Origin of the sequence: Stenotrophomonas sp. SPM (assembly GCF_003105135.1) — a bacterium.
Lineage (GTDB): Bacteria > Pseudomonadota > Gammaproteobacteria > Xanthomonadales > Xanthomonadaceae > Stenotrophomonas.
This window is the reverse complement of the sequence record NZ_QETL01000028.1, coordinates 22221-40625: the sequence shown is the minus strand read 5'-3', so window position 1 is coordinate 40625 and position 18405 is coordinate 22221. Positions and strand designations below refer to the sequence as shown.

General features: G+C 67.3%; 17 protein-coding genes. 12 read left to right on the top strand and 5 right to left on the bottom strand.

The genetic code is table 11. The features are described 5' to 3' along the window. Nucleotides 1–298 precede the first annotated feature (298 nt). The 5 genes from DCO49_RS08710 (at nucleotide 299) to DCO49_RS08690 (ending at nucleotide 5556) form a co-directional block, all read left to right on the top strand. Complete coding sequence (locus tag DCO49_RS08710) at nucleotides 299–685, top strand: DUF4124 domain-containing protein (RefSeq protein WP_165835707.1); 387 nt, start codon at nucleotides 299–301, stop codon at nucleotides 683–685. Between the two features lie 262 nt (nucleotides 686–947). Continuing rightward, nucleotides 948–3170 carry a TonB-dependent siderophore receptor gene (locus tag DCO49_RS08705; protein WP_116863701.1) on the top strand — a complete coding sequence of 741 codons (2223 nt, stop codon included), beginning with the start codon at nucleotides 948–950 and terminating at the stop codon, nucleotides 3168–3170. Between the two features lie 108 nt (nucleotides 3171–3278). Next, on the top strand, nucleotides 3279–3599 hold the full coding sequence (locus DCO49_RS08700) for a DUF3649 domain-containing protein (RefSeq protein WP_116863700.1): 321 nt from the start codon (nucleotides 3279–3281) through the stop codon (nucleotides 3597–3599). Then, entirely contained in the window at nucleotides 3596–5230 is a 1635-nt protein-coding gene (locus DCO49_RS08695; RefSeq protein WP_116863699.1) for a PepSY-associated TM helix domain-containing protein, read from the top strand. The genes DCO49_RS08700 and DCO49_RS08695 overlap by 4 nt, the downstream gene beginning before the upstream one ends. Further along, a complete protein-coding gene (locus DCO49_RS08690) occupies nucleotides 5227–5556 on the top strand; it encodes a DUF3325 domain-containing protein (protein WP_116863698.1) in 330 nt (109 codons plus the stop codon). The genes DCO49_RS08695 and DCO49_RS08690 overlap by 4 nt, the downstream gene beginning before the upstream one ends. A gap of 65 nt (nucleotides 5557–5621) precedes the next feature. Here DCO49_RS08690 and rlmKL read toward each other — a convergent pair whose 3' ends face one another. Together rlmKL and DCO49_RS08680 are read right to left on the bottom strand one after the other, a co-directional pair. Further along, nucleotides 5622–7760, bottom strand: coding sequence for a bifunctional 23S rRNA (guanine(2069)-N(7))-methyltransferase RlmK/23S rRNA (guanine(2445)-N(2))-methyltransferase RlmL (gene rlmKL / locus DCO49_RS08685; protein ID WP_116863697.1), 2139 nt, complete (start codon nucleotides 7758–7760; stop codon nucleotides 5622–5624). A 144-nt stretch (nucleotides 7761–7904) separates the two neighbouring features. Beyond that, a complete protein-coding gene (locus tag DCO49_RS08680) occupies nucleotides 7905–8432 on the bottom strand; it encodes a hypothetical protein (RefSeq protein ID WP_116863696.1) in 528 nt (175 codons plus the stop codon). A 72-nt stretch (nucleotides 8433–8504) separates the two neighbouring features. On the opposite strand from DCO49_RS08680, the gene DCO49_RS08675 reads away from it, so the two are divergent. Further along, nucleotides 8505–9071, top strand: a complete 567-nt coding sequence (locus tag DCO49_RS08675) for an N-acetylmuramoyl-L-alanine amidase (protein ID WP_116863695.1) — start codon at nucleotides 8505–8507, stop codon at nucleotides 9069–9071. Nucleotides 9072–9564: 493 nt separating this feature from the next. Here the strand turns inward: DCO49_RS08675 and DCO49_RS08670 are convergent, their stop codons facing one another. The 3 genes from DCO49_RS08670 to DCO49_RS08660 all read right to left on the bottom strand — a co-directional run bounded on the left by DCO49_RS08670 (nucleotide 9565) and on the right by DCO49_RS08660 (nucleotide 12112). Continuing rightward, nucleotides 9565–10467 (bottom strand): sulfurtransferase, encoded by a 903-nt coding sequence (locus DCO49_RS08670; RefSeq protein WP_116863694.1) that lies wholly within the window; start codon nucleotides 10465–10467, stop codon nucleotides 9565–9567. After that, on the bottom strand, nucleotides 10464–11276 hold the full coding sequence (locus tag DCO49_RS08665; protein ID WP_116863693.1) for a CoA pyrophosphatase: 813 nt from the start codon (nucleotides 11274–11276) through the stop codon (nucleotides 10464–10466). The genes DCO49_RS08670 and DCO49_RS08665 overlap by 4 nt, the downstream gene beginning before the upstream one ends. 134 nt (nucleotides 11277–11410) lie before the next feature. Continuing rightward, nucleotides 11411–12112 carry an FKBP-type peptidyl-prolyl cis-trans isomerase N-terminal domain-containing protein gene (locus DCO49_RS08660; protein ID WP_108768346.1) on the bottom strand — a complete coding sequence of 234 codons (702 nt, stop codon included), beginning with the start codon at nucleotides 12110–12112 and terminating at the stop codon, nucleotides 11411–11413. 166 nt (nucleotides 12113–12278) lie between these two features. Between DCO49_RS08660 and DCO49_RS08655 the strand changes: the two genes are divergently transcribed. The 6 genes from DCO49_RS08655 (at nucleotide 12279) to pstS (DCO49_RS08630) (ending at nucleotide 18379) form a co-directional block, all read left to right on the top strand. Then, entirely contained in the window at nucleotides 12279–13073 is a 795-nt protein-coding gene (locus DCO49_RS08655; protein ID WP_116863692.1) for an enoyl-CoA hydratase-related protein, read from the top strand. Nucleotides 13074–13077: 4 nt separating this feature from the next. After that, on the top strand, nucleotides 13078–13431 hold the full coding sequence (locus DCO49_RS08650; protein WP_116863691.1) for a hypothetical protein: 354 nt from the start codon (nucleotides 13078–13080) through the stop codon (nucleotides 13429–13431). Beyond that, nucleotides 13431–14117, top strand: a complete 687-nt coding sequence (gene nth / locus DCO49_RS08645) for an endonuclease III (RefSeq protein ID WP_116863690.1) — start codon at nucleotides 13431–13433, stop codon at nucleotides 14115–14117. The genes DCO49_RS08650 and nth overlap by 1 nt, the downstream gene beginning before the upstream one ends. A 203-nt stretch (nucleotides 14118–14320) precedes the next feature. Then, the gene (locus DCO49_RS08640; protein ID WP_116863689.1) at nucleotides 14321–15532 is read left to right on the top strand and encodes an OprO/OprP family phosphate-selective porin; all 1212 of its coding nucleotides are present in this window, start codon (nucleotides 14321–14323) and stop codon (nucleotides 15530–15532) included. 312 nt (nucleotides 15533–15844) lie between these two features. Then, nucleotides 15845–16864: a phosphate ABC transporter substrate-binding protein PstS gene (gene pstS / locus DCO49_RS08635; RefSeq protein ID WP_116863688.1), complete on the top strand. Its 1020-nt coding sequence runs from the start codon at nucleotides 15845–15847 to the stop codon at nucleotides 16862–16864. A 426-nt stretch (nucleotides 16865–17290) separates the two neighbouring features. Next, nucleotides 17291–18379 carry a phosphate ABC transporter substrate-binding protein PstS gene (pstS, locus tag DCO49_RS08630; RefSeq protein WP_116863687.1) on the top strand — a complete coding sequence of 363 codons (1089 nt, stop codon included), beginning with the start codon at nucleotides 17291–17293 and terminating at the stop codon, nucleotides 18377–18379. The last annotated feature ends 26 nt before the right edge of the window (nucleotides 18380–18405 follow it).

Here is an 18405-nt window from a genome sequence, read left to right as displayed (position 1 = left end):
CGGGGGACGCTGCAAGTACGTCCATGTAAGCTCGGTCGCCGCATCCATGCGGCTCACGCCCCCGCAACCGGACCCACCCCGCCTTCGACAGTTTCCCGCGAGCTGTTGGGACCTGCTGCTGAGGGTGGGTGCCGACCGTTGGTCGGCACGGGGTTGGATCCCGTTGCGACGCAACGGGCTGTGACCCCATGTCTGGCGGAAGGCGAAGGCATATTGCGCGACCGGGGTCACACTCCTTATGCTCCCGCGCCATGCGGGCCAGGGTGGCCCGTGGGGGGGATCCATGCGAAGGATGTGGATGTTGCTGCCGCTGCTGGCCGCGGCCGGTGATGCGTGCGCGCAGCGTGTGTACAAGTGCAACGATGGTGGTCGTAGCGTCTACCAGACGCTGCCCTGCCCCAGCGGGCAGGATACGGGCGTGACGCGGCCGATCGTGCGTGATCCCAAGCTGAGCTGGCAGGAATCGGAGCGGGTCGACCGCGAGCTCCGCGATGCCCGCCGTCAGCTTCAGGCCAATGCCGGCCGCAGTGCGCCGCAGGGCTCCGGCACGGTCATCGAGGCCGCCAGCAATGCCGAAGCCTGCGACAAAGCGCGTGCGCGCCGCGAGATGGCCGAGTGGTTCGGCACGCGCACGCCACAGCGGCAGCTCAACGACGACGTCACCCGCGCCTGCGCGTCGCGCTGAAGGCGGGGGCCCCAGGCCCCGGCCAACCCACGCTTGATTAACGAAATGCGAATGCCTATCATTTACTGATCGGTTGTACGCTCAGCCACCTGGCGCCCCCACCGCGCTTCCGCCCGTGTACATCCCCGGCTCCTCGTGCGCCGACGGTTCTGGCCGTCAGCGCGTGGCGATGGGAGATGCCTCGGGTCGCGCGATTCCGCGCGGGCGCCCGCACGCATGGATTCCATCGCTGATGGTTTTCTCCTGCATGGAATCGCACTGTATGGCCCGACCGAACATTCCCGTCGTTTCACCCTTGGCGCTGGCCCTGGCCACGCTGTTGTGTGCCCCGCTGGCCCACGCCGATGCACCGTCCGCTGCCGATGCGCGCACGCTGGATACGGTGAAGGTGACCGCCGACGGCGAGATCCAGAACGGCTATACGGTGAAGAACGCGCGCAGCGCGACCAAGCTGGACCTGTCGCTGCGCGAGACGCCGCAGTCGGTCACCGTCATCACCCGCCAGCGCCTCGACGACATGGGCCTGTTCTCGCTGTCCGATGTGATGGGCCAGGTCACCGGCGTGCATGTGGCGGTCACCGACAGCGAGCGCATCAACTATGTCTCGCGCGGCTACAACATCACCAATTTCCAGATCGACGGCATGCTTAACACGTTCGGTGGGTCGATCAAGACCAATACCGACAACGTGATCTACGAGCGCATCGAAGTGATCCGCGGTGCCACCGGCCTGACCACCGGCGCCGGTGATCCGTCCGGCACCATCAGCATGGTGCGCAAGCGCCCGACCGATACCTTCCAGATGGGTGCCAACCTGACTCTGGGCCGCTGGGGCAACCAGCGCCTGGAAGCCGATCTCGGCGGCCCGGTTGCCTGGGACGGCCGCATCCGCGCGCGCGTGGTCGCCGCCAAGCAGCAGAGCGATTCGTTCCGTGATGTCTACCAGCTCGACAAGGACGTGTTCTACGGCATCGTCCAGGCCGACCTGACCGACAGCACGCTGTTCGAAGTGGGTTACGAGTACCAGTCGCCGCATACCCGCGGTGTGACCTGGGGCGTGGTGCCGTACTGGGGCCCGGATGGCACGCCGGCCAACCTGCCGCGCTCGACCAACCTCTCCGCATCGTGGAGCAGCTGGCCGATCATCGAGAAGACCACCTTCGCGCGGCTGGAACAGCAACTGGGCAGCCACTGGTCGGTGAAGGCCGCGATCAGCCGCGCCAAGCGCAACACCGATGGCGCGGTCTGGTATGGCGCGCAGGGTTACCCGCGTGCCGATGGCACCGGCGTGCTGGCCTACATCGGCAACTTCGTGGAAGACAGCACGATGGATGTGGTGGACGTCAACGCCACCGGCAGCTTCGAACTGTTCGGCCACACCCAGGAAGTGGTGTTCGGCGCAGGCCAGTCGGTGCGCAAGGGCGAGTACCCCGCGGCCTCCATCGACCCCTACCCCGCCAGTTACGCCCAGGTGCCCGACTGGCGGAACTGGACCGGCGATGTCGCGCCGCTGTCGGTCACCCGTCCGGGCTACCTCGGTTCGCAGGATGAGCTGCGCCAGCAGGCAGCCTACGTGGCTACCCGCCTGCGCCTGACCGACCCGCTGCTGGTGGTGGCCGGCGTGCGCTACGGCAACTGGGAAACCAAGACCTGGCGCTACAGCTACGACAGCAGCGGCAATGGCACGGGCACCACGCGCACCGGCTACAAGCCCAAGGACCAGACCACGCCGTATGCCGGCGTGGTGTACGACTTCAACCGCGTGCTCAGCGCCTATGCCAGCTACACCGACATCTTCGCGCCGCAGAACTACCGCGACAAGAACGGCAGCTACCTGGAGCCGGTGGTCGGCAAGATGTACGAAGGCGGCCTGAAGGCCGAGTTCTTCGGCGGCCTGCTGAATGCCTCGGCAGCGATCTTCGAGGGCGAGAAGGACAACGTGGCCGAGGTCGATGATTCGGTGCCGCTGAATTCGCTTCCGGATGGCACCCAGGCCTACCGCTCCACCGGCAAGGGCAACAAGGTGCACGGCTGGGAAGTGGAAGCACAGGGCAGTCTCGGCGAAAGCTGGAACCTGTCTGCGGGCTTTGCCCACGCTGTCAGCCGCAGCCAGGCCGGCGTCGTACAGAACAGCACCACCCCGCAGGACACTTTCCGCCTCAACGCCAGCTGGCGCCCGGGCGGCTTCGATGGCCGCTTCTGGCTCGGCGGCGGTGCCACCTGGCAGAGCCGTATCTGGCGCGCCAGTACCAAGCCGGCGGCCGACTACCTGACCAGCGGCCGCACCGAACAGGGCGTCATCCAGCAGGACGCGTTCTACCTGCTAAACCTGGCCGGCGGCTACCGCTTCAACGAGAACTTCAGCGCCCAGCTCAACATCAGCAACCTGCTGGACAAGAAGTATTACAGCAACGTCGGTTTCTACAACGGCGTGTACTGGGGTGAGCCGCGCAACGTCAGCGTGACGCTGCGCTGGAAGCTCTGATTCCCTGATGGATGGCGCCGGTTCTGCGACCGGCGCCCGGCCACGGATGGCCACCCCCGGCGCACTTCGGTGCGCCGGCCTTTCTTCCAACGAACCTGCAGGACCGCCGTGGACCGCTCGCCCGAACTTGCCAGCTCCCGCCTCAGCACCTTCTTCGCCAGCGAACGCTGGGGAGTGCTGTCCCGTTCCCTGGCCGCGATCTTCGGCGGCTATGCGCTGGCTTCGGCCACCAGCGTGTTCTGCGCGGTGGCGCTGCCCGGCGCACGCGGGCAGACCGTGCTGACCGGCATGCTGCTGGCCATTCTGGTCGCCGCCTGCGCGGCGTTGTGGGCGTTCGCCACCCGCAGCGCGCTGCGTGCGTGGGTCGGCATTCTCGCTCCCGCCCTGCTGATGGCTGCCATCGCGCGCATGCTGGGGGCCTGGGCATGAAGAACGGATTCCGCCAGTCGATGGCCTGGCTGCACACCTGGACCGGCTTGCTGGTCGGCTGGTTGCTGCTGCTGATTTTCATGGCCGGCACGGCCAGCTACTACCGCGAAGAAATCAGCCGCTGGATGCGCCCGGAGCTGCCGTCCAGCAACGTCAGCATCGACGTCGCCGCGCAGCGCGCGGTGGACTACCTGCAGGCCAACGCCGCGCAGGCCGAGAACTGGTTCGTCACCCTGCCGCAGCCGCGCAACCCGGCCATGCAGATTTTCTGGCGACTGCCCCCGGAACTGGCCGACCCCAGCCGTGGCCGTCGAGGCGGCTTCGGCGATGCCACGCTCGACCCCAACACCGGCCAGGCACTGAAGGCCCGTGAGACCCGCGGCGGTGATTTCTTCTACCGCCTGCACTTCGACCTGCACTACATCCCGGTGCTGTGGGCACGCTATCTGGTCGGCTTCTGCGCGATGTTCATGCTGGTGGCGATCATCACCGGCGTCATCACCCACAAGAAAATCTTCAAGGACTTCTTCACCTTCCGCAAGGACAAGGGCCTGCGCTCCTGGCTCGATTTCCACAACGTCAGCGCGGTGATGGCCCTGCCCTACCACGCGATGATCACCTACACCGGCATCGTCACGCTGATGATCATGTACCTGCCGTGGGGCGTGAAAGTCGCCTACCCGCAGGACGAGGACAAGTTCTTCAGCGAAGCCTTCGGCGGCATGCCGGAGGTGACCGCGCCGGCCGAAGGCCGCGCAACACCGCTGCCGATCGCGCAACTGCTGGACAGCGCGCGTGCGCATTGGCACGGCGTGGAAGTGGCCGGCTTCACCGTGTCCAACCCGGGCGCGGCCAATGCGGTGATCGACATCCGCCAGCGTGATGGCAAGCGCCTGTCCACCGACACCCCGGCCGTGCGCTACGACATGGTCAGCGGTGCATTGCTGGAAGAAACACCGCCCTCCGGTGGCGCCACCGCCACCCGCGGCGTGCTGTACGGCCTGCATCTGGCACGCTTTGCCGACTGGGGCCTGCGTGCACTGTTCTTCCTGTCCGGCCTGACCGGCTGCCTGATGGTCGCCAGCGGCGTGGTGCTGTGGGCGGTGAAGGAACGGCCCAAGCATGCCAAGAGTGGGCGCATCGGCTTCGGCCTGCGCCTGGTCGATGCGCTGAACATCGGCGCCGTGGCCGGCCTGCCGATCTCGTTTGCCGCCTACTTCTGGGGCAACCGCCTGCTGCCGCTGGAGATGGCCGAGCGTTCGAACGCCGAGGCCAACGTGTTCTTCTACGCCTGGGGCGCCGCCCTGCTGGCCGCCTTCATCTGGCCCAAGAGGATGATGTGGGCGTGGCAGCTGTACATCGGCGCGGCCGCCTTCGCGCTGGTGCCGGTGGTCAATGCCCTGACCACCCACGCGCACCTGGGCGTGACCTTGCTCAATGGCGATTGGGTGCTGGCTGGTTTTGACCTGTCGATGCTTGCGTTTGGCGCGATGCTGGCGATGTGCGGCTGGCGCATGCAGCGCTGGACGCCGTCGCTGAGCGCGGCCGAAAAGAAGAAGCGCGCAGCGGCGGCTGCAGCCGCCAAGGCACCGGCTGCGCCTGCGGCTACCGAAGCGGAGGCCAGCGCATGATGCTGCTGGCCCTGACCCTGTCGTTCTCCGCGTTCACCGCGCTGTCGCTGGCGATGGAAAAGCACCAGCAGGACCTCCACGGCAAGGCCGCCGCGACGCCGGCACGGCGCACGCAGTGGCGCGTGCTGGGCTGGGTGTTGCTGACGGTCGCGTTCGCGCTGTGCGTGGTCGACCACGGCTGGGCGATGGGCCCGGTGCTGTGGCTGGGTGCATTGACCCTGGCCGGCGTGCCGCTGGCCTTTGGCCTGTACCCGTACCGGCAGGCGTGGATCGCGCCGTTGGCCATCGCGCTGCCGGTTCTCGGCCTGGTGGTGGCGGTGCTCTAACCCGGCAGCCGGGGTCGGATCCCTTGCGCAATGCGCAAGGGCTCTGACCCCATTCACGACCGGGGTCAGCCCAGGCGCTTCAGTTCCCACGCGCGGTGGATGCGCGCGTTGCGCTCGAAGTCCGGGCCAATCGTGCGCGCGGTGATCTCGCGGCACTGGGCGAACTCGGCAATGGCATTTTCTTCCAGCTTGAAGCGGCGGAAGTTGTTGGAGAAATACAGCACGCCGCCCGGTGCCAGGCGCGCCACCGCCGCACGCAGCAGCTTCAGCTGCTCGCGCTGCACGTCGAAGTCGTCGGCACGGGCCGAGTTCGAGAACGTCGGCGGATCGCAGAAGATCACGTCGTACTGGCCGCGGTCGCCTTCCAGCCACGCCATCGCATCGGCCTGCACCAGCAGGTGCTGGTTGCCGCCCTGGCCGTTCAGCGCCAGGTTGTCGTAGCACCACTGCAGGTAGGTGGCCGACAGGTCGACGCTGGTGGTGCTGGCCGCGCCTGCCACCGCCGCCTGCACACTGGCCACGCCGGTGTAGCAGAACAGGTTGAGGAAACGCTTGCCACGCACCTGCTCGGCCATCATCCGGCGCAGCGGGCGGTGGTCGAGGAACAGGCCAGTATCGAGGTAATCGAACAGGTTCACCTGCAGCAGCGCGTTGTTCTCACGCACCACGATGAACTCGTCACGCTGCTCGAAGCGACCGTACTTGCTGCCGCCCTTGCCGCGCTCGCGCGACTTCATCGACACCTGCTCCGGCGGAACGCCGAACACTTCGCGCGCGGCAGCCAGCAGTTCGTTGCGGCGGCGGCGCACGTCGTGTTCCGGAATCGCGGCCGGTGCGGCGTATTCCTGCACGTGCAGGAAGGTACGGCGCTGGCCACGGTCTTCTTCGTAGACGTCGATGGCCGCCGCATATTCCGGCAGGTCGGCATCGTAGGCGCGGAAGCAGGTGATGTCCTCGCGCGCGCGCCAGCTCTTGAACTTCTTAAGGTTCTTGCGCAGGCGGTTGGCCACCATCTGCGCGCCTTCGCTCAGTTCGCGCGGCTGTGCCGGGTCGCGGCCCGGCACGGCGATCGGATCGCAGATGATCAGCGCGCATTCCAGCGCACCGTTGAACATCTGGTACTTCTTGCCGGCGCGCAGGCCGGTAGCGAAAGCGAGTTCGTCGTTGCCGCACAGCAGGCTGGCACGCCACTGCGGCACCGCCTTCTGCAGTGCGTTGCCCAGCGCGCGGTACAGCGCCGGATCGGCGGCCAGGCGCTCGTCGTAGGGCGGGTTGCAGACCACCGCGCCGATTTCCTGCTCCGGTGCGGCCAGGTCGGCCACGTCCGCACGGGTGAAGCGGATGGCATGGGCCACGCCGGCCACTTCGGCATTCTCACGCGCGGCCTGGATGGCCACCGGGTCGATGTCGCTGCCGTGGATGACCGGCTTCAGCGCGGCCAAGCCAGCAGCTTCGCGGTCACGCGCTTCGCTCTGGATCGCCTTCCAAGCGGCCTTGTCGAAGCCCAGCCAGCGGCTCGGCGGCAGGCTGCCATGGCGCATCAGGCCGGGCGCGACGTCGGCGGCCATCAGCGCGCCTTCGATCAGCAGCGTGCCGCTGCCGCACATCGGGTCCAGCAGGCCACCACCGGCGGCGTGCAGGCGCGGCCACTGCGCGCGCATCAGCAGCGCGGCGGCCAGGTTTTCCTTCAGCGGCGCCTCGTGGGCGGCACCGCGCCAGCCACGGCGGTGCAGCGGGCCACCGCCGAGATCGATCGACAGCGAGGCACGGCCCTTGCGCAGCGACAGGTTCACGCGCACGTCGGGCAGGTCGGTGTTGACCGAGGGGCGTTCCAGGCCTTCATCGCGCATGCGGTCGACGATGGCGTCCTTGATCCGCTGCGCGGCGAAGCGCGCGTGGGTGATCTTGTCGCCGGACACATGCGCGTCCACCGCCAGGGTCATTTCCGGCTTGACGTGCTCATGCCACGGCAGCGCACGCACGCCGTCGTACAGTGCCTGCTCGTCCGGGCACTCGAACTCGTCGATCGGCCACAGCACGCGGCTGGCCAGGCGCGACCACATGACGATCCGCAGCGCCTGCTCCAGTTCGCCATCGGCGTTGACGCCGGCAATGGTGGCGGTGGCCTTGCCAAGGCCCAGGGCCGACAGTTCATCGGCAAGCAGGTATTCCAGGCCCTTGGCACAGGAGACGAAGAATTTCACGGGATCGGTTCGCAGGTGGTCGGGCGCGGCACAGGGGCCGGGCCAGTCGGAAAGGAGGGCCGTGGACACGGCCGGCAGGCCCGCGCCGGGGCGGCGGGGCTGCCATTGTAGTCAAAGCGGGCGGGCGCGCCGTGCGCCCGGGCTTCACAGCTGGCGCAGCAGGCGCTCGAAGGCCTGCGCGGAGGCCTCCACATGGCGTTCCAGGCGGTGGCCGTCGTCCACCAGCAACAGCTGCGCCGAGCGCGCCTGCGCCCAGGCGATGACCCCGGCGGCCGGCACCACGTCGTCATGCCAGGCCTGGACCACGGTGGTCGGCACGGCGGCGGCGTCCAGCGCCGGCATCGGGCCCATGGTGGTGGGCGGCACCATCAGGAACAGGCCGGCCACCGGCACCTGCAGCGAGGCGATGCCGGAAATGTAGGCGCCCAGGCTGGAGCCGGCCAGCACCACCGGCCCCTGCGTGGCGGCCGCGGCGGCACGCTCGACCAGGCGCTGCAGGCGGGTGCGTACGTCGCCGACGCGGCTGATCCCGCTCATCGCGTCCAGGTCGGTGTAGTCGGGGCGCTCATGGGTCCAGCCCAGGCGCTCGGCAACCTCGGCCAGCGCGGTGACCTTGGTGGCCTCCGGGCCACTCTCGAAGCCGTGGGAGAGGATGCAGTGGCCGCGGCTCATGCATGCGCTCCCAGGGAGCGGCTCAACGTCGATCGGGAAGGCAGGTTCATGCTGCAATGCTAGCATCGCCGCATGCCCACCCCGCTCCTGCCCGGCCTGCAGCTGCAGCCCCTGCCCTACCATGACCGCCTGCCCCTGCGTGATGCCGACAGCCTGCGGATGGTGGTGATCCACTGCACCGAGCTGCCCGACCTGGCGATGGCCCGCGAGTATGGCGAGCGTGTGCTGTACGACAGCGGCGCGGGCAACAGCGGTCATTTCTACATCGACCGCGATGGCAGCGTGGTGCAGTACGTGGCGCCGGAGCGCATCGCCCACCACGTGCGCGGCATGAACGCCGATACGGTGGGCATCGAGCTGGTCAACACCGGCCGCTACCCGCACTGGTTCGACAGCCACCACCAGGCGATGGACGAGCCGTATACGGAGGCGCAGCTGGTTGCGCTGGAGGCGCTGCTGCTGGCGCTGGTGGCACGATATCCGTCGCTGCAGCGGATTGCCGGGCACGACCAGCTGGATCTGGAGCAGGTGCCGGCCAGTGATGATGCGGGGCTGACGGTGGCGCGCAAGCGGGATCCGGGGCCGTTGTTTCCGTGGGCGCGGGTGCTGGCGAGGGTGCCGTTGCAAGGGTTGGAGTGATCGGCAGGGCTGCGCCCTGCACCTGCCGGATCAACGTCAACGTCAACGTCAACGTCAACGTCAAAAGCTGGCTATCCGTGGGATGGCGGGGTGGGTCCGGTTGAGGGGGACGCTGCAAGTACATCCCTGTAAGCTCGGTCGCCGCATCCATGCGGCTCACGCCCCCTCAACCGGACCCACCCCGCCTTCGACAGTTGGCCGCGATCTGTTGGTACGGCACGGGGTCGGATCCCGTTGCTGCGCAGCGGGCTCTGACCCCAATCTGGAATTCGATATCTGATGGATTTCATCCACGCATGGCGTGGATCTACTGGCCTCTATCTGCCGGAACCTGCTGCTGATGGTGGGTGCCGACCGTTGGTCGGCACGGGGTCACATCGATCGAAATGCGATTTTGTAGAGTCGAGCCGTGCTCGACTGCGCCCTGCACGGCTACCGGGCCGGTGGGGTCAGAGCCTTTCCCCGCTGGGAAACGGATCCGACCCCGCGCGACTCAGGCGCCGGTGGCGACCGGGCGGGTGCTGTCGCTGACCCAGCCGCTCCAGGAGTCGGCGTAGATGCGGGCGCCGCTCAGGCCGGCGCTTTCCATCGCCAGCAGCAGGTGGCAGGCGGTCACGCCGGAACCGCACATCAGCACGACGCGCGCGGGGTCCTGGCTGCCGATCACGCCCTGCAGTTCGGCGCGCAGTTCCTGCGGGTCGCGCAGGCGGCCGTCGAGGACGTTCAGGGCGAACGGGCGGTTGACCGCGCCGGGCACGTGGCCGGCCACCGGGTCCAGCGGCTCGACTTCGCCGCGGAAACGCTCGCCGGCGCGGGCGTCGACCAACCAGCCGGGGGCGTGTTTGAGGCGCGCGGCGATTTCGTCGGCCGAGGCCACCTGGGTGGTGTCGAAGCGGCCTGGATAGGGCGGCTGCGCGGTCACCTCGCTGTGGCCGGTGGCCAGCGCATGGCCCGCGGCCTGCCAGGCGGCGATGCCGCCGTCGAGCACGGCCACACGGGTATGCCCGATCAGGCGCAGCAGCCACCACAGGCGTGCGGCGGCCATGCTGCCGTCGCTGCCGTCATAGACCACGACCTGGGTGTCCGGCCCGATGCCCCACTGGCCCACGCGCGCGGCGAAGGCGTCGCTGTCGGGCAGCGGATGGCGGCCATGGCCGCTGCGGCGCAGGTCGGAAAGATCCTGGTTGAGATCGGCATGGACCGCACCCGGGATATGCCCGGCCGCATACTGCCCTGCCCCGGCCTGCGGGTCGGCCAGCGCTGCGCGCGCATCCACCACGCGCACAACGGTGCTGGCGGTGGCACGGGCATCGACCACGCGCACGTCGCCATCGAGGGCGGCAGCCAGCGTGGCGACATCGACCAGGGGGGTCCACGGCGGATTGATCGGCTTCATTGCACTTGCTCCAGGCGGCGACGCAGGTTGTAGAGGATGGCAGCGGTCGCGCCCCAGATGCGCTGGCCAGGCCAGCCGTATTCGAGGACATGGCGCACGCGGCCGCGATGGTTGATCTCGACCTGGCGCAGGTTATCGGCAGCCATCAGGTAATCCAGCGGCACCTCGAACACCTCGGCCACTTCGCTGGGCTGCGGTACCGGCACGAAATCCGGATCGACTACCGCCACCACCGGGGTCACCCGGTAACCGGTGATGGTCACGAACGGATCGAGGTAGCCCAGCGCCTGTACCTGGCCCGGTGCCAGCGCGATTTCTTCCTGACTCTCGCGCAGGGCGGCGGCCAGGGCATCGCGGTCGTCCGGTTCGGTGCGTCCGCCCGGGAAACCGACCTGGCCGCCGTGGGTGCGCAGGGTCTCGGTGCGGCGGGTCAGGATGACCTGGGCACCTCCGGCACGCGGCACGATGCCGGCCAGCACCGCGGCTTCCACCGGCGGGCCGGGGGGCAGCAGGTCACTCAGTTCGCTGCGGTTCCAGCCATCGCCCTGCGGCGGTTCGGCCAGCGGATGCAGCGCGCGCAGCAGGCGTTCGTGGTCGGCCAGTGATCCGCGCAGCGACTGCTGCAGTTGTTCGCGCAGGGGCTGCACACGATGCAGGACGCGGCTGCGTTCGCGGTCGCTCATCGACGACCACCCTGCGATTTCATCGATATGCCGCCCGCACCCGACGCATAGCCGGTTGTGATCCAGCTTGCACACTCCAATGCAGGGGCTTGCGACAACACGCGCCGGTTCTTCCGTAGTTTGCACCCTGCAACAGTAGCGCGAATGGCTGCGGTTGGGGACGATCACGAAGGTGCGTGATCGTCGCGGGATGCACAAACAGAAACGCGCCGGTGGAAGCCACCGGCGCGTTGTCTGCATTGCATTGATGTTGGGTCGACTTACTTGACGCTGACCAGCTTGACTTCGAACTGCACCGCCACGTTCGGCGGGAAGCCGGTACGCGGGTCGGCACCGTAGGCCTGATCCGGCGGCAGGGTGATTTCCCACTTCGAACCCGCCGGCATCTGCAGCAGGGTCTCGCGCATGGCCTTCATTTCGACTTCGCTGACCTTGATCGACGGAATCTGCTGGGCCGGACGGGCTTCGGTCGGACGCTGGCCGAACGGGTACGGACCGGCCACTTCCAGCTGCACGGTGTTGGCCTGGGTCGGCTTGGCGCCCTTGCCGGCTTCGATCACGCGGTACTGGACGCCACTCGGCAGGGTCTGCACGCCCGCCTTGGCCTTGTTGGCCGCAACGAACTGGTCGCTCTTGGTCTTGTTTTCGGCAGCAGCCTTTTCGTACTCGGCCTTGGCAGCCTGGGCACGGCCCTGCTCACGCTTCTGGAACGCTTCAACGGCCGGCTTCAGCTGCTCGGCGGTGATCGCCGGCTGCTTCTTGGCGTAGGCGTCCTGCAGACCCTTCACCACCGAGTTGATGTCCAGCTGCTCACCACGACCGGTCAGCTCCGCCAGGTTGTTGCCGTAGTCGTAACCGAAGTAATAGCTCAGCTTGCCCTTTTCGGACGCGACGTCCTGGGCGAGGGCATTGCCCGTCAGGGCCAGGGCCGCGACGGCGACCGCGATAGAACGCAACTTCATCAAACAGTTCTCCAGGGGTGGTAACTCAGGGACGTTCTGCGCCGCCCTGAGGCGACGGGTTAGGATACCGGCCACAACGTGTAACCGCTACTGACCACGCAGGCTTTGACCCACCTGCGTTTCAAGAGTTCAATCTCACTTTTTTTTAACGTTCCAGGAGCTTTCCGTGGCCTCAGCCCCCGCCGACCAGCCCGTCGCCGTGACCGATGACGGCGCCATCCGCACCCTCACCGTGCAGCGCCCGGAAAAGCTCAATGCCCTCAATGCGGCCACCCTGCAGGCCCTGGCCGAGGCGTTCAGCGCGGCGTCGGCCGACCCGGACGTTCGCGTGGTGGTGCTGACCGGCGCCGGCCCCAAGGCCTTCGTGGCCGGCGCCGACATCGCCGAGATGAATACACTCAGCGCGGTTCAGGGACGTGATTTTTCGCTGCTCGGCCAGGCCCTGATGCGCCGGATCGAGCGCATGCCCAAGCCGGTCATCGCCCGCGTCAACGGCTTCGCGCTCGGCGGTGGGCTGGAGCTGGCCATGGCCTGCCACCTGCGCATCGCCGCCGATTCCGCCAAGATCGGCCAGCCGGAGATCAACCTGGGGCTGATCCCGGGCTTCGGTGGCAGCCAGCGCCTGCTGCGCCTGTGCGGCCGCGCCGCCACCCTGGAACTGTGCCTGCTGGGCGCCCCGATCGATGCCGAACGCGCCTTGGCGCTGGGCATCGTCAACCAGGTGGTGCCGGCAGCCGAACTCGACAACCGCGTGCAGGACGTCGCCAGGCAGCTGGCACGCTCGGCGCCGCTGGCCCTGCGCGGCCTGCTCGATGCCGTGCACGTGGGTGGCGAATGCAGCCTGGAAGCCGGCCTGGAGTATGAAAGCGTGCAGTTCGGCCTGCTGTTCGCCACCGAAGACATGCGCGAAGGCACCAGCGCGTTCCTGCAGCGCCGCCCGCCGGCCTTCCAGAACCGCTGACCCCATGGCATCCCGACCCAACCCCGTGCAGCTTTTTGCCCGGGTCCAGGCAGACGATCTCGATGGCGCCCTGCAGAACGGCCTGATGGACTACATCGCCGCGGATGCCGACGCACGGCTGCTGCCCGACCACCCGGAACTTCCGCAGCGGCTGCTGCAGGCACAACGTGACCTGCGCACGGCCTGGGCCGCACGCGAACGCTATCGCGCACGCGCCGTGCGCCTGGCACGCCGCGAAGCCGAACGTGATGCACGTCGCACACCGGCACCGGCGCCCGATGTGAAACCCGCGCTGCCCGCTGCGGCGGCCGCGATCCTCGCCCGGGCCAAGGCCCGCGCGGCAGGCAAGGAACAGTAATGGCCACTGCAAAGAAGACCACGCGCGCACCTGCGCGTCGTGGCAGCGTGATGCCGCGCGCCGACGTGGTGGAGATGTTCACCCGCCTGCGCGAACTCAACCCGCACCCGAAGACCGAACTGGAATACAGCTCACCGTTCGAACTGCTGGTGGCGGTGGCACTGTCGGCGCAGGCCACGGACGTGGGCGTCAACAAGGCGACGCGACGCTTGTTCCCGGTGGCCAACACACCGGCGAAGATCCTCGCGCTCGGTGAGGACGGCCTGAAGAAGTACATCGCCACCATCGGCCTGTTCAACGCGAAGGCGAAGAATGTGATCGCCACCTGCGCGATCCTGCTGGAGAAGTACGACGGCGAGGTGCCACGCGATCGCGAGGCGCTCGAAGCCCTGCCCGGTGTCGGCCGCAAGACCGCCAACGTGGTGCTCAATACGGCCTTCGGCGAACCGGTGATGGCGGTAGACACGCACATCTTCCGCGTCTCCAACCGCACCGGGCTGGCACCGGGTAAGAATGTGCGCGAAGTGGAGGACCGTCTGGTGAAGGCGATCCCGGCCGAGTTCCTGCTCGATGCGCACCACTGGCTGATCCTGCACGGTCGTTACGTGTGCAAGGCACGCAAGCCGGATTGCCCGGGCTGCGTGATTGCCGACCTGTGTCGCTTCAAGGAAAAAAACGTCGCGTAGACCGCAGGAAACGCATCCAGGCGAGGCGTGGATCTACTGCAATCCGTGCGCAACCCCAACGTCACATGCAAGCGTTTACATCGTCAGCCCCTGACGCGACGGGGCCTGCGGCGGATCCCGGCCGCGCTCCAACTGTCACATTTACGCAATCTTTACCTTTTAGCCTGCGCGCATCTTCCCACCTGCCTGCAAGGCTCCTCTCCATGAAACTGCATCACCAACTCCTGACGGTGGCCGTGGCTGCTGCGCTGTACGTGCCGGCTGCACACGCTGAAGTCGCCATCGATGTGATCGGCGGTTCGGAAATCACCTTCGAAGGCCTGGTCCAGGCTGACGGCAACTGGTTCGACAATGACGTCGTGGACCTCAACGGCGGTGACGCCGGCAATGGCAAGGACAGCGAATTCGAACTGCGTCGCGCCGAGCTGGTGCTGAAGGGCAAGGGCCCGGGCAACGTGGAGTGGGTCGTCGGCTACGACGCCAAGGCTGACAAGTTCCTCGACACCAACGTCAAGTACAAGCTGCTGGGCAACGCCAACCACTTCATCCAGGCCGGCCAGTTCAAGCAGCCGAACAGCCTGGAAGAACTGTCCAGCACCAAGAACAACGACTTCATCTCCAAGGCTGCGGTCACCAATACCTACGCGGTCGCCCGCCGCCTCGGTGGCGCCTACAGCTACGGCCAGGACAACTGGTCGGTCACCGCCAGCGCCTTCGGCCGCGAACTGACCCGCAACCTGGCCCACGGCAGCGGCTACGGCGCACGCGGCACCTTCGCCCCGATCAACGAGAAGGGCCAGGTCCTGCACTTCGGCCTGAGCTACGTCGACTACGACGCCGACGCCGACACCCTGCGCGTGCGTGCCCGTCCGAACGCCGACCTGGCCACCGCGCGCCTGGTCGACAGCGGCAACATGACCGACACCGACCGCGTCAGCACCCTCGGCGCTGAAGCCATGTATTTCCAGGGTCCGTTCAAGGCCCAGGCCGAGTACTACAGCAGCAAGGCCAAGCGCTACGACCACGACAACTACACCAGCGACGGCTACTACGTCAGCGGCGTGTGGAACGTGACCGGCGAAACCTGGAGCTACAAGGCCGGCACCCCGGGCACCGGCCTGCCGAACAACCCGGCTGGCGGCCAGTGGCAGCTGGGCGTGCGTTACGACCACATGGATCTGAACGACGGCAACCTGTCGACCAATCCGGTAGCCGGCCGTCCGCCGATCGTCGATGGCGTGCTGGGCGGCAAGATGGACATCTGGACCGTCGGCGCCAACTGGTACTGGCGTTCAAACTTCAAGTTCATGGTCAACTACGTGATGGTGGACAGCAAGAAGTACAGCTCCACCGCCCGCGGCTTCGTCAATGACGATCCGAACATCCTGGAAGCCCGCGCGCAGTTCTTCTGGTAAGACCTGACGCACGCGTTGCAACGAAGGCACGGCTCCGGCCGTGCCTTCGTCGTTTCAACGCCCTGTCGCCCCCGCCACCCGGTGGCCGCACCTGCGCAGCACCGGCGCTGGAGCAGCGCCGCGGGGGCCACGACGCCCTGTTCCCCACCGTGCTCCGAAGGCCCTGCAGGCCCTCTGGCGCGGGTTCCGGGACATTCATGACGGGTGTCACGATTGCGTCATATGACAGACGCAGGCATGTCACGTAACCGTTATGGAATGTGCACCGAAACGTCGGGCAGCCGCCCTTCGACCACCCCAGGAGTCTCTCCCGTGATCCACGCCTTCAAGTCGCGCGCCGCTGTCGCCATCCTGGCTGCATCGTCCGTGTTTGCCGCCAACGCCGCCGATGTCACCGGCGCGGGCGCTTCGTTCATCTACCCGGTCATGTCCAAGTGGTCGGCGGACTACAGCACCGCGACCGGCAAGAAGGTCAACTACCAGTCGATCGGTTCCGGTGGTGGTATCGCCCAGATCAAGGCGGCGACCGTGGACTTCGGTTCCTCCGATGCCCCGCTGAAGCCGGAAGAGCTGGCTGCTGCCGGCCTGGCCCAGTTCCCGTCGGTCATCGGCGGCGTGGTGCCGGTCATCAACGTGGCCGGCGTCGCCCCGGGCGCGCTGAAGCTGGACGGCCCGACCCTGGCCAACATCTTCCTGGGCAAGATCAAGACCTGGAACGACCCGGCCATCGCTGCCCTGAACAGCGGCCTTGCCCTGCCGAACGCCAAGATCACCATCGTCCATCGTTCGGACGGTTCGGGCACCACCTTCAACTTCGTCAACTACCTGTCCAAGGTCAGCCCGGAGTGGAAGAGCAAGGTCGGTGAAGGCACCTCGGTCCAGTGGCCGGCCGGCATCGGCGGCAAGGGCAACGAAGGCGTCGCTGCCTACGTGAAGCAGATCAAGGGTGGCATCGGCTACGTCGAGCTGTCCTACGCCCTGCAGAACAAGATGTCCTACGCGGCGATGAAGAATGCTGCCGGCAAGATCGTGCAGCCGTCGGACGCCTCCTTCTCGGCCGCGGCCGCCAGCGCTGACTGGGCCAATGCCAAGGACTTCTATCTGGTCATGACCAACGCCCCGGGCGAGCAGGCCTGGCCGATCACCGCCACCAACTTCATCCTGGTGCGCAAGCAGCCGAAGAACGTGGCCGGCGCCAAGTCGACCCAGGAATTCTTCCGCTGGATCTACAAGAACGGCGACGCCCAGGCCAAGCAGCTGGACTACGTGCCGCTGCCGGACACCCTGGTCAAGCAGATCGAGACCTACTGGTCGCAGAACCTGAAGTACTGAGCAAGGCGTTCCCCCGCAGGAACGGGGGTCGGCGGGTCCTCTCTCCCTCGCCGACCCCAACCGGGCGCTGGTCCTTCGGGCCTGGCGCCTTTCTTTTTTGGGGGCCTGGCCCTGCCCCCGCCCTTGTAGCGCTGAGCCCATGCTCGGCTGCTTTTGCCTTTGTAGAGTCGAGCCATGCTCGACTACGGGCCGCCAGCCGAGCATGGGCTCGACTCGACAAAAGCGAAAGGCGCCCGCCCGCCGCGCGCATTCCAGCGCCCCGGGCGGCGCCGGGCAGCCCCACCATAGGGTCGCTGACCCCGTGAAACCCTTGTCAGAACGTGATGTCCGACACCTCTGTCATGGACGTCATACGGCTGTAACAAAAACATCATTTCATAGCCGCATCCGCCGACGCCGTCGGCTCTTCCCCGCTATGGAGTGAACATGAAACTGCACTCGGCCGGCCTCGCCGCCCTTTCCCTGGCCATCGCCCTGGGCCTGTCGGCCTGCGGCGGCGACAAGCAGGCTGCACAGCAGCCGGCTGCCGACGCAGCCGCCGCCCCGGCCGCTGCCGGCGACAAGGTGACCGCCGAGGTCTCCGGCGCTGGCGCTTCCTTCATCTTCCCGCTGGTGTCCAAGTGGTCGGCCGACTACAACACCGCCAGCGGCGCCAAGATCAACTACCAGTCGATCGGTTCGGGCGGCGGTATCGCCCAGATCAAGGCCGGCACCGTTGATTTCGGTTCCTCCGACAAGCCGCTGAGCAGCGACGAACTGGCCCAGGCCGGCCTGGCCCAGTTCCCGTCGGCCATCGGCGGCGTGGTGCCGGTCGTCAACATCGAAGGCCTGGAAGCCGGCAAGCTGCGCCTGACCGGCGCCCTGCTGGCCGACATCTTCCTGGGCAAGGTCAAGACCTGGAACGACCCGGCCATCGCCGCGGCCAACCCGGGCGTGACCCTGCCGGACGGCAAGATCACCATCGTCCACCGTTCGGACGGTTCGGGCACCACCTTCAACTTCTCCAATTACCTGTCCAAGGTCAGCCCGGAGTGGAAGACCACGGTCGGCGAAGGCACCTCGGTGCAGTGGCCGGACGGCGTCGGTGGCAAGGGCAACGAAGGCGTTGCCTCCTACGTGAAGCAGATCAAGGGCTCCATCGGCTACGTCGAGTTGGCCTACGCCCTGCAGAACGCCATGCCGTACACCGCCCTGCAGAACGCCGCAGGCACCTGGGTGCAGCCGAACGCTGAAACCTTCGCCGCCGCTGCCGCCAGCGCCGACTGGGCCAGCGCCAAGGACTTCAACTTGGTCATCACCAACGCCCCGGGCGAGCAGGCGTGGCCGATCACCGCCACCAACTTCATGCTGATGCAGAAGAAGCCGAAGGACGCCAAGCGCAACCAGGACACCCTGGCCTTCTTCAAGTGGGCCTTCGAGAACGGCCAGACCCAGGCCAACGAGCTGCACTACGTGCCGCTGCCGGCCGAACTGACCAAGCAGATCGAGGCCTACTGGGGCACCGAGCTGAAGTGATGGACCCGACGGTGCCCGCCCCGCGC

Excerpts from the sequence above, each read along its gene's own strand:
- DCO49_RS08710 (WP_165835707.1), top strand. The coding sequence starts at position 299 with ATGTTGCTGCCGCTGCTGGCCGCGGCCGGTGATGCGTGCGCGCAGCGT.
- DCO49_RS08705 (WP_116863701.1), top strand. The coding sequence starts at position 948 with ATGGCCCGACCGAACATTCCCGTCGTTTCACCCTTGGCGCTGGCCCTG.
- DCO49_RS08695 (WP_116863699.1), top strand. The coding sequence starts at position 3,596 with ATGAAGAACGGATTCCGCCAGTCGATGGCCTGGCTGCACACCTGGACC.
- DCO49_RS08690 (WP_116863698.1), top strand. The coding sequence starts at position 5,227 with ATGATGCTGCTGGCCCTGACCCTGTCGTTCTCCGCGTTCACCGCGCTG.
- DCO49_RS08680 (WP_116863696.1), bottom strand. The coding sequence starts at position 8,432 with ATGAGCCGCGGCCACTGCATCCTCTCCCACGGCTTCGAGAGTGGCCCG.
- DCO49_RS08675 (WP_116863695.1), top strand. The coding sequence starts at position 8,505 with ATGCCCACCCCGCTCCTGCCCGGCCTGCAGCTGCAGCCCCTGCCCTAC.
- DCO49_RS08670 (WP_116863694.1), bottom strand. The coding sequence starts at position 10,467 with ATGAAGCCGATCAATCCGCCGTGGACCCCCCTGGTCGATGTCGCCACG.
- DCO49_RS08660 (WP_108768346.1), bottom strand. The coding sequence starts at position 12,112 with ATGAAGTTGCGTTCTATCGCGGTCGCCGTCGCGGCCCTGGCCCTGACG.
- DCO49_RS08650 (WP_116863691.1), top strand. The coding sequence starts at position 13,078 with ATGGCATCCCGACCCAACCCCGTGCAGCTTTTTGCCCGGGTCCAGGCA.
- nth (WP_116863690.1), top strand. The coding sequence starts at position 13,431 with ATGGCCACTGCAAAGAAGACCACGCGCGCACCTGCGCGTCGTGGCAGC.
- DCO49_RS08640 (WP_116863689.1), top strand. The coding sequence starts at position 14,321 with ATGAAACTGCATCACCAACTCCTGACGGTGGCCGTGGCTGCTGCGCTG.
- pstS (WP_116863687.1), top strand. The coding sequence starts at position 17,291 with ATGAAACTGCACTCGGCCGGCCTCGCCGCCCTTTCCCTGGCCATCGCC.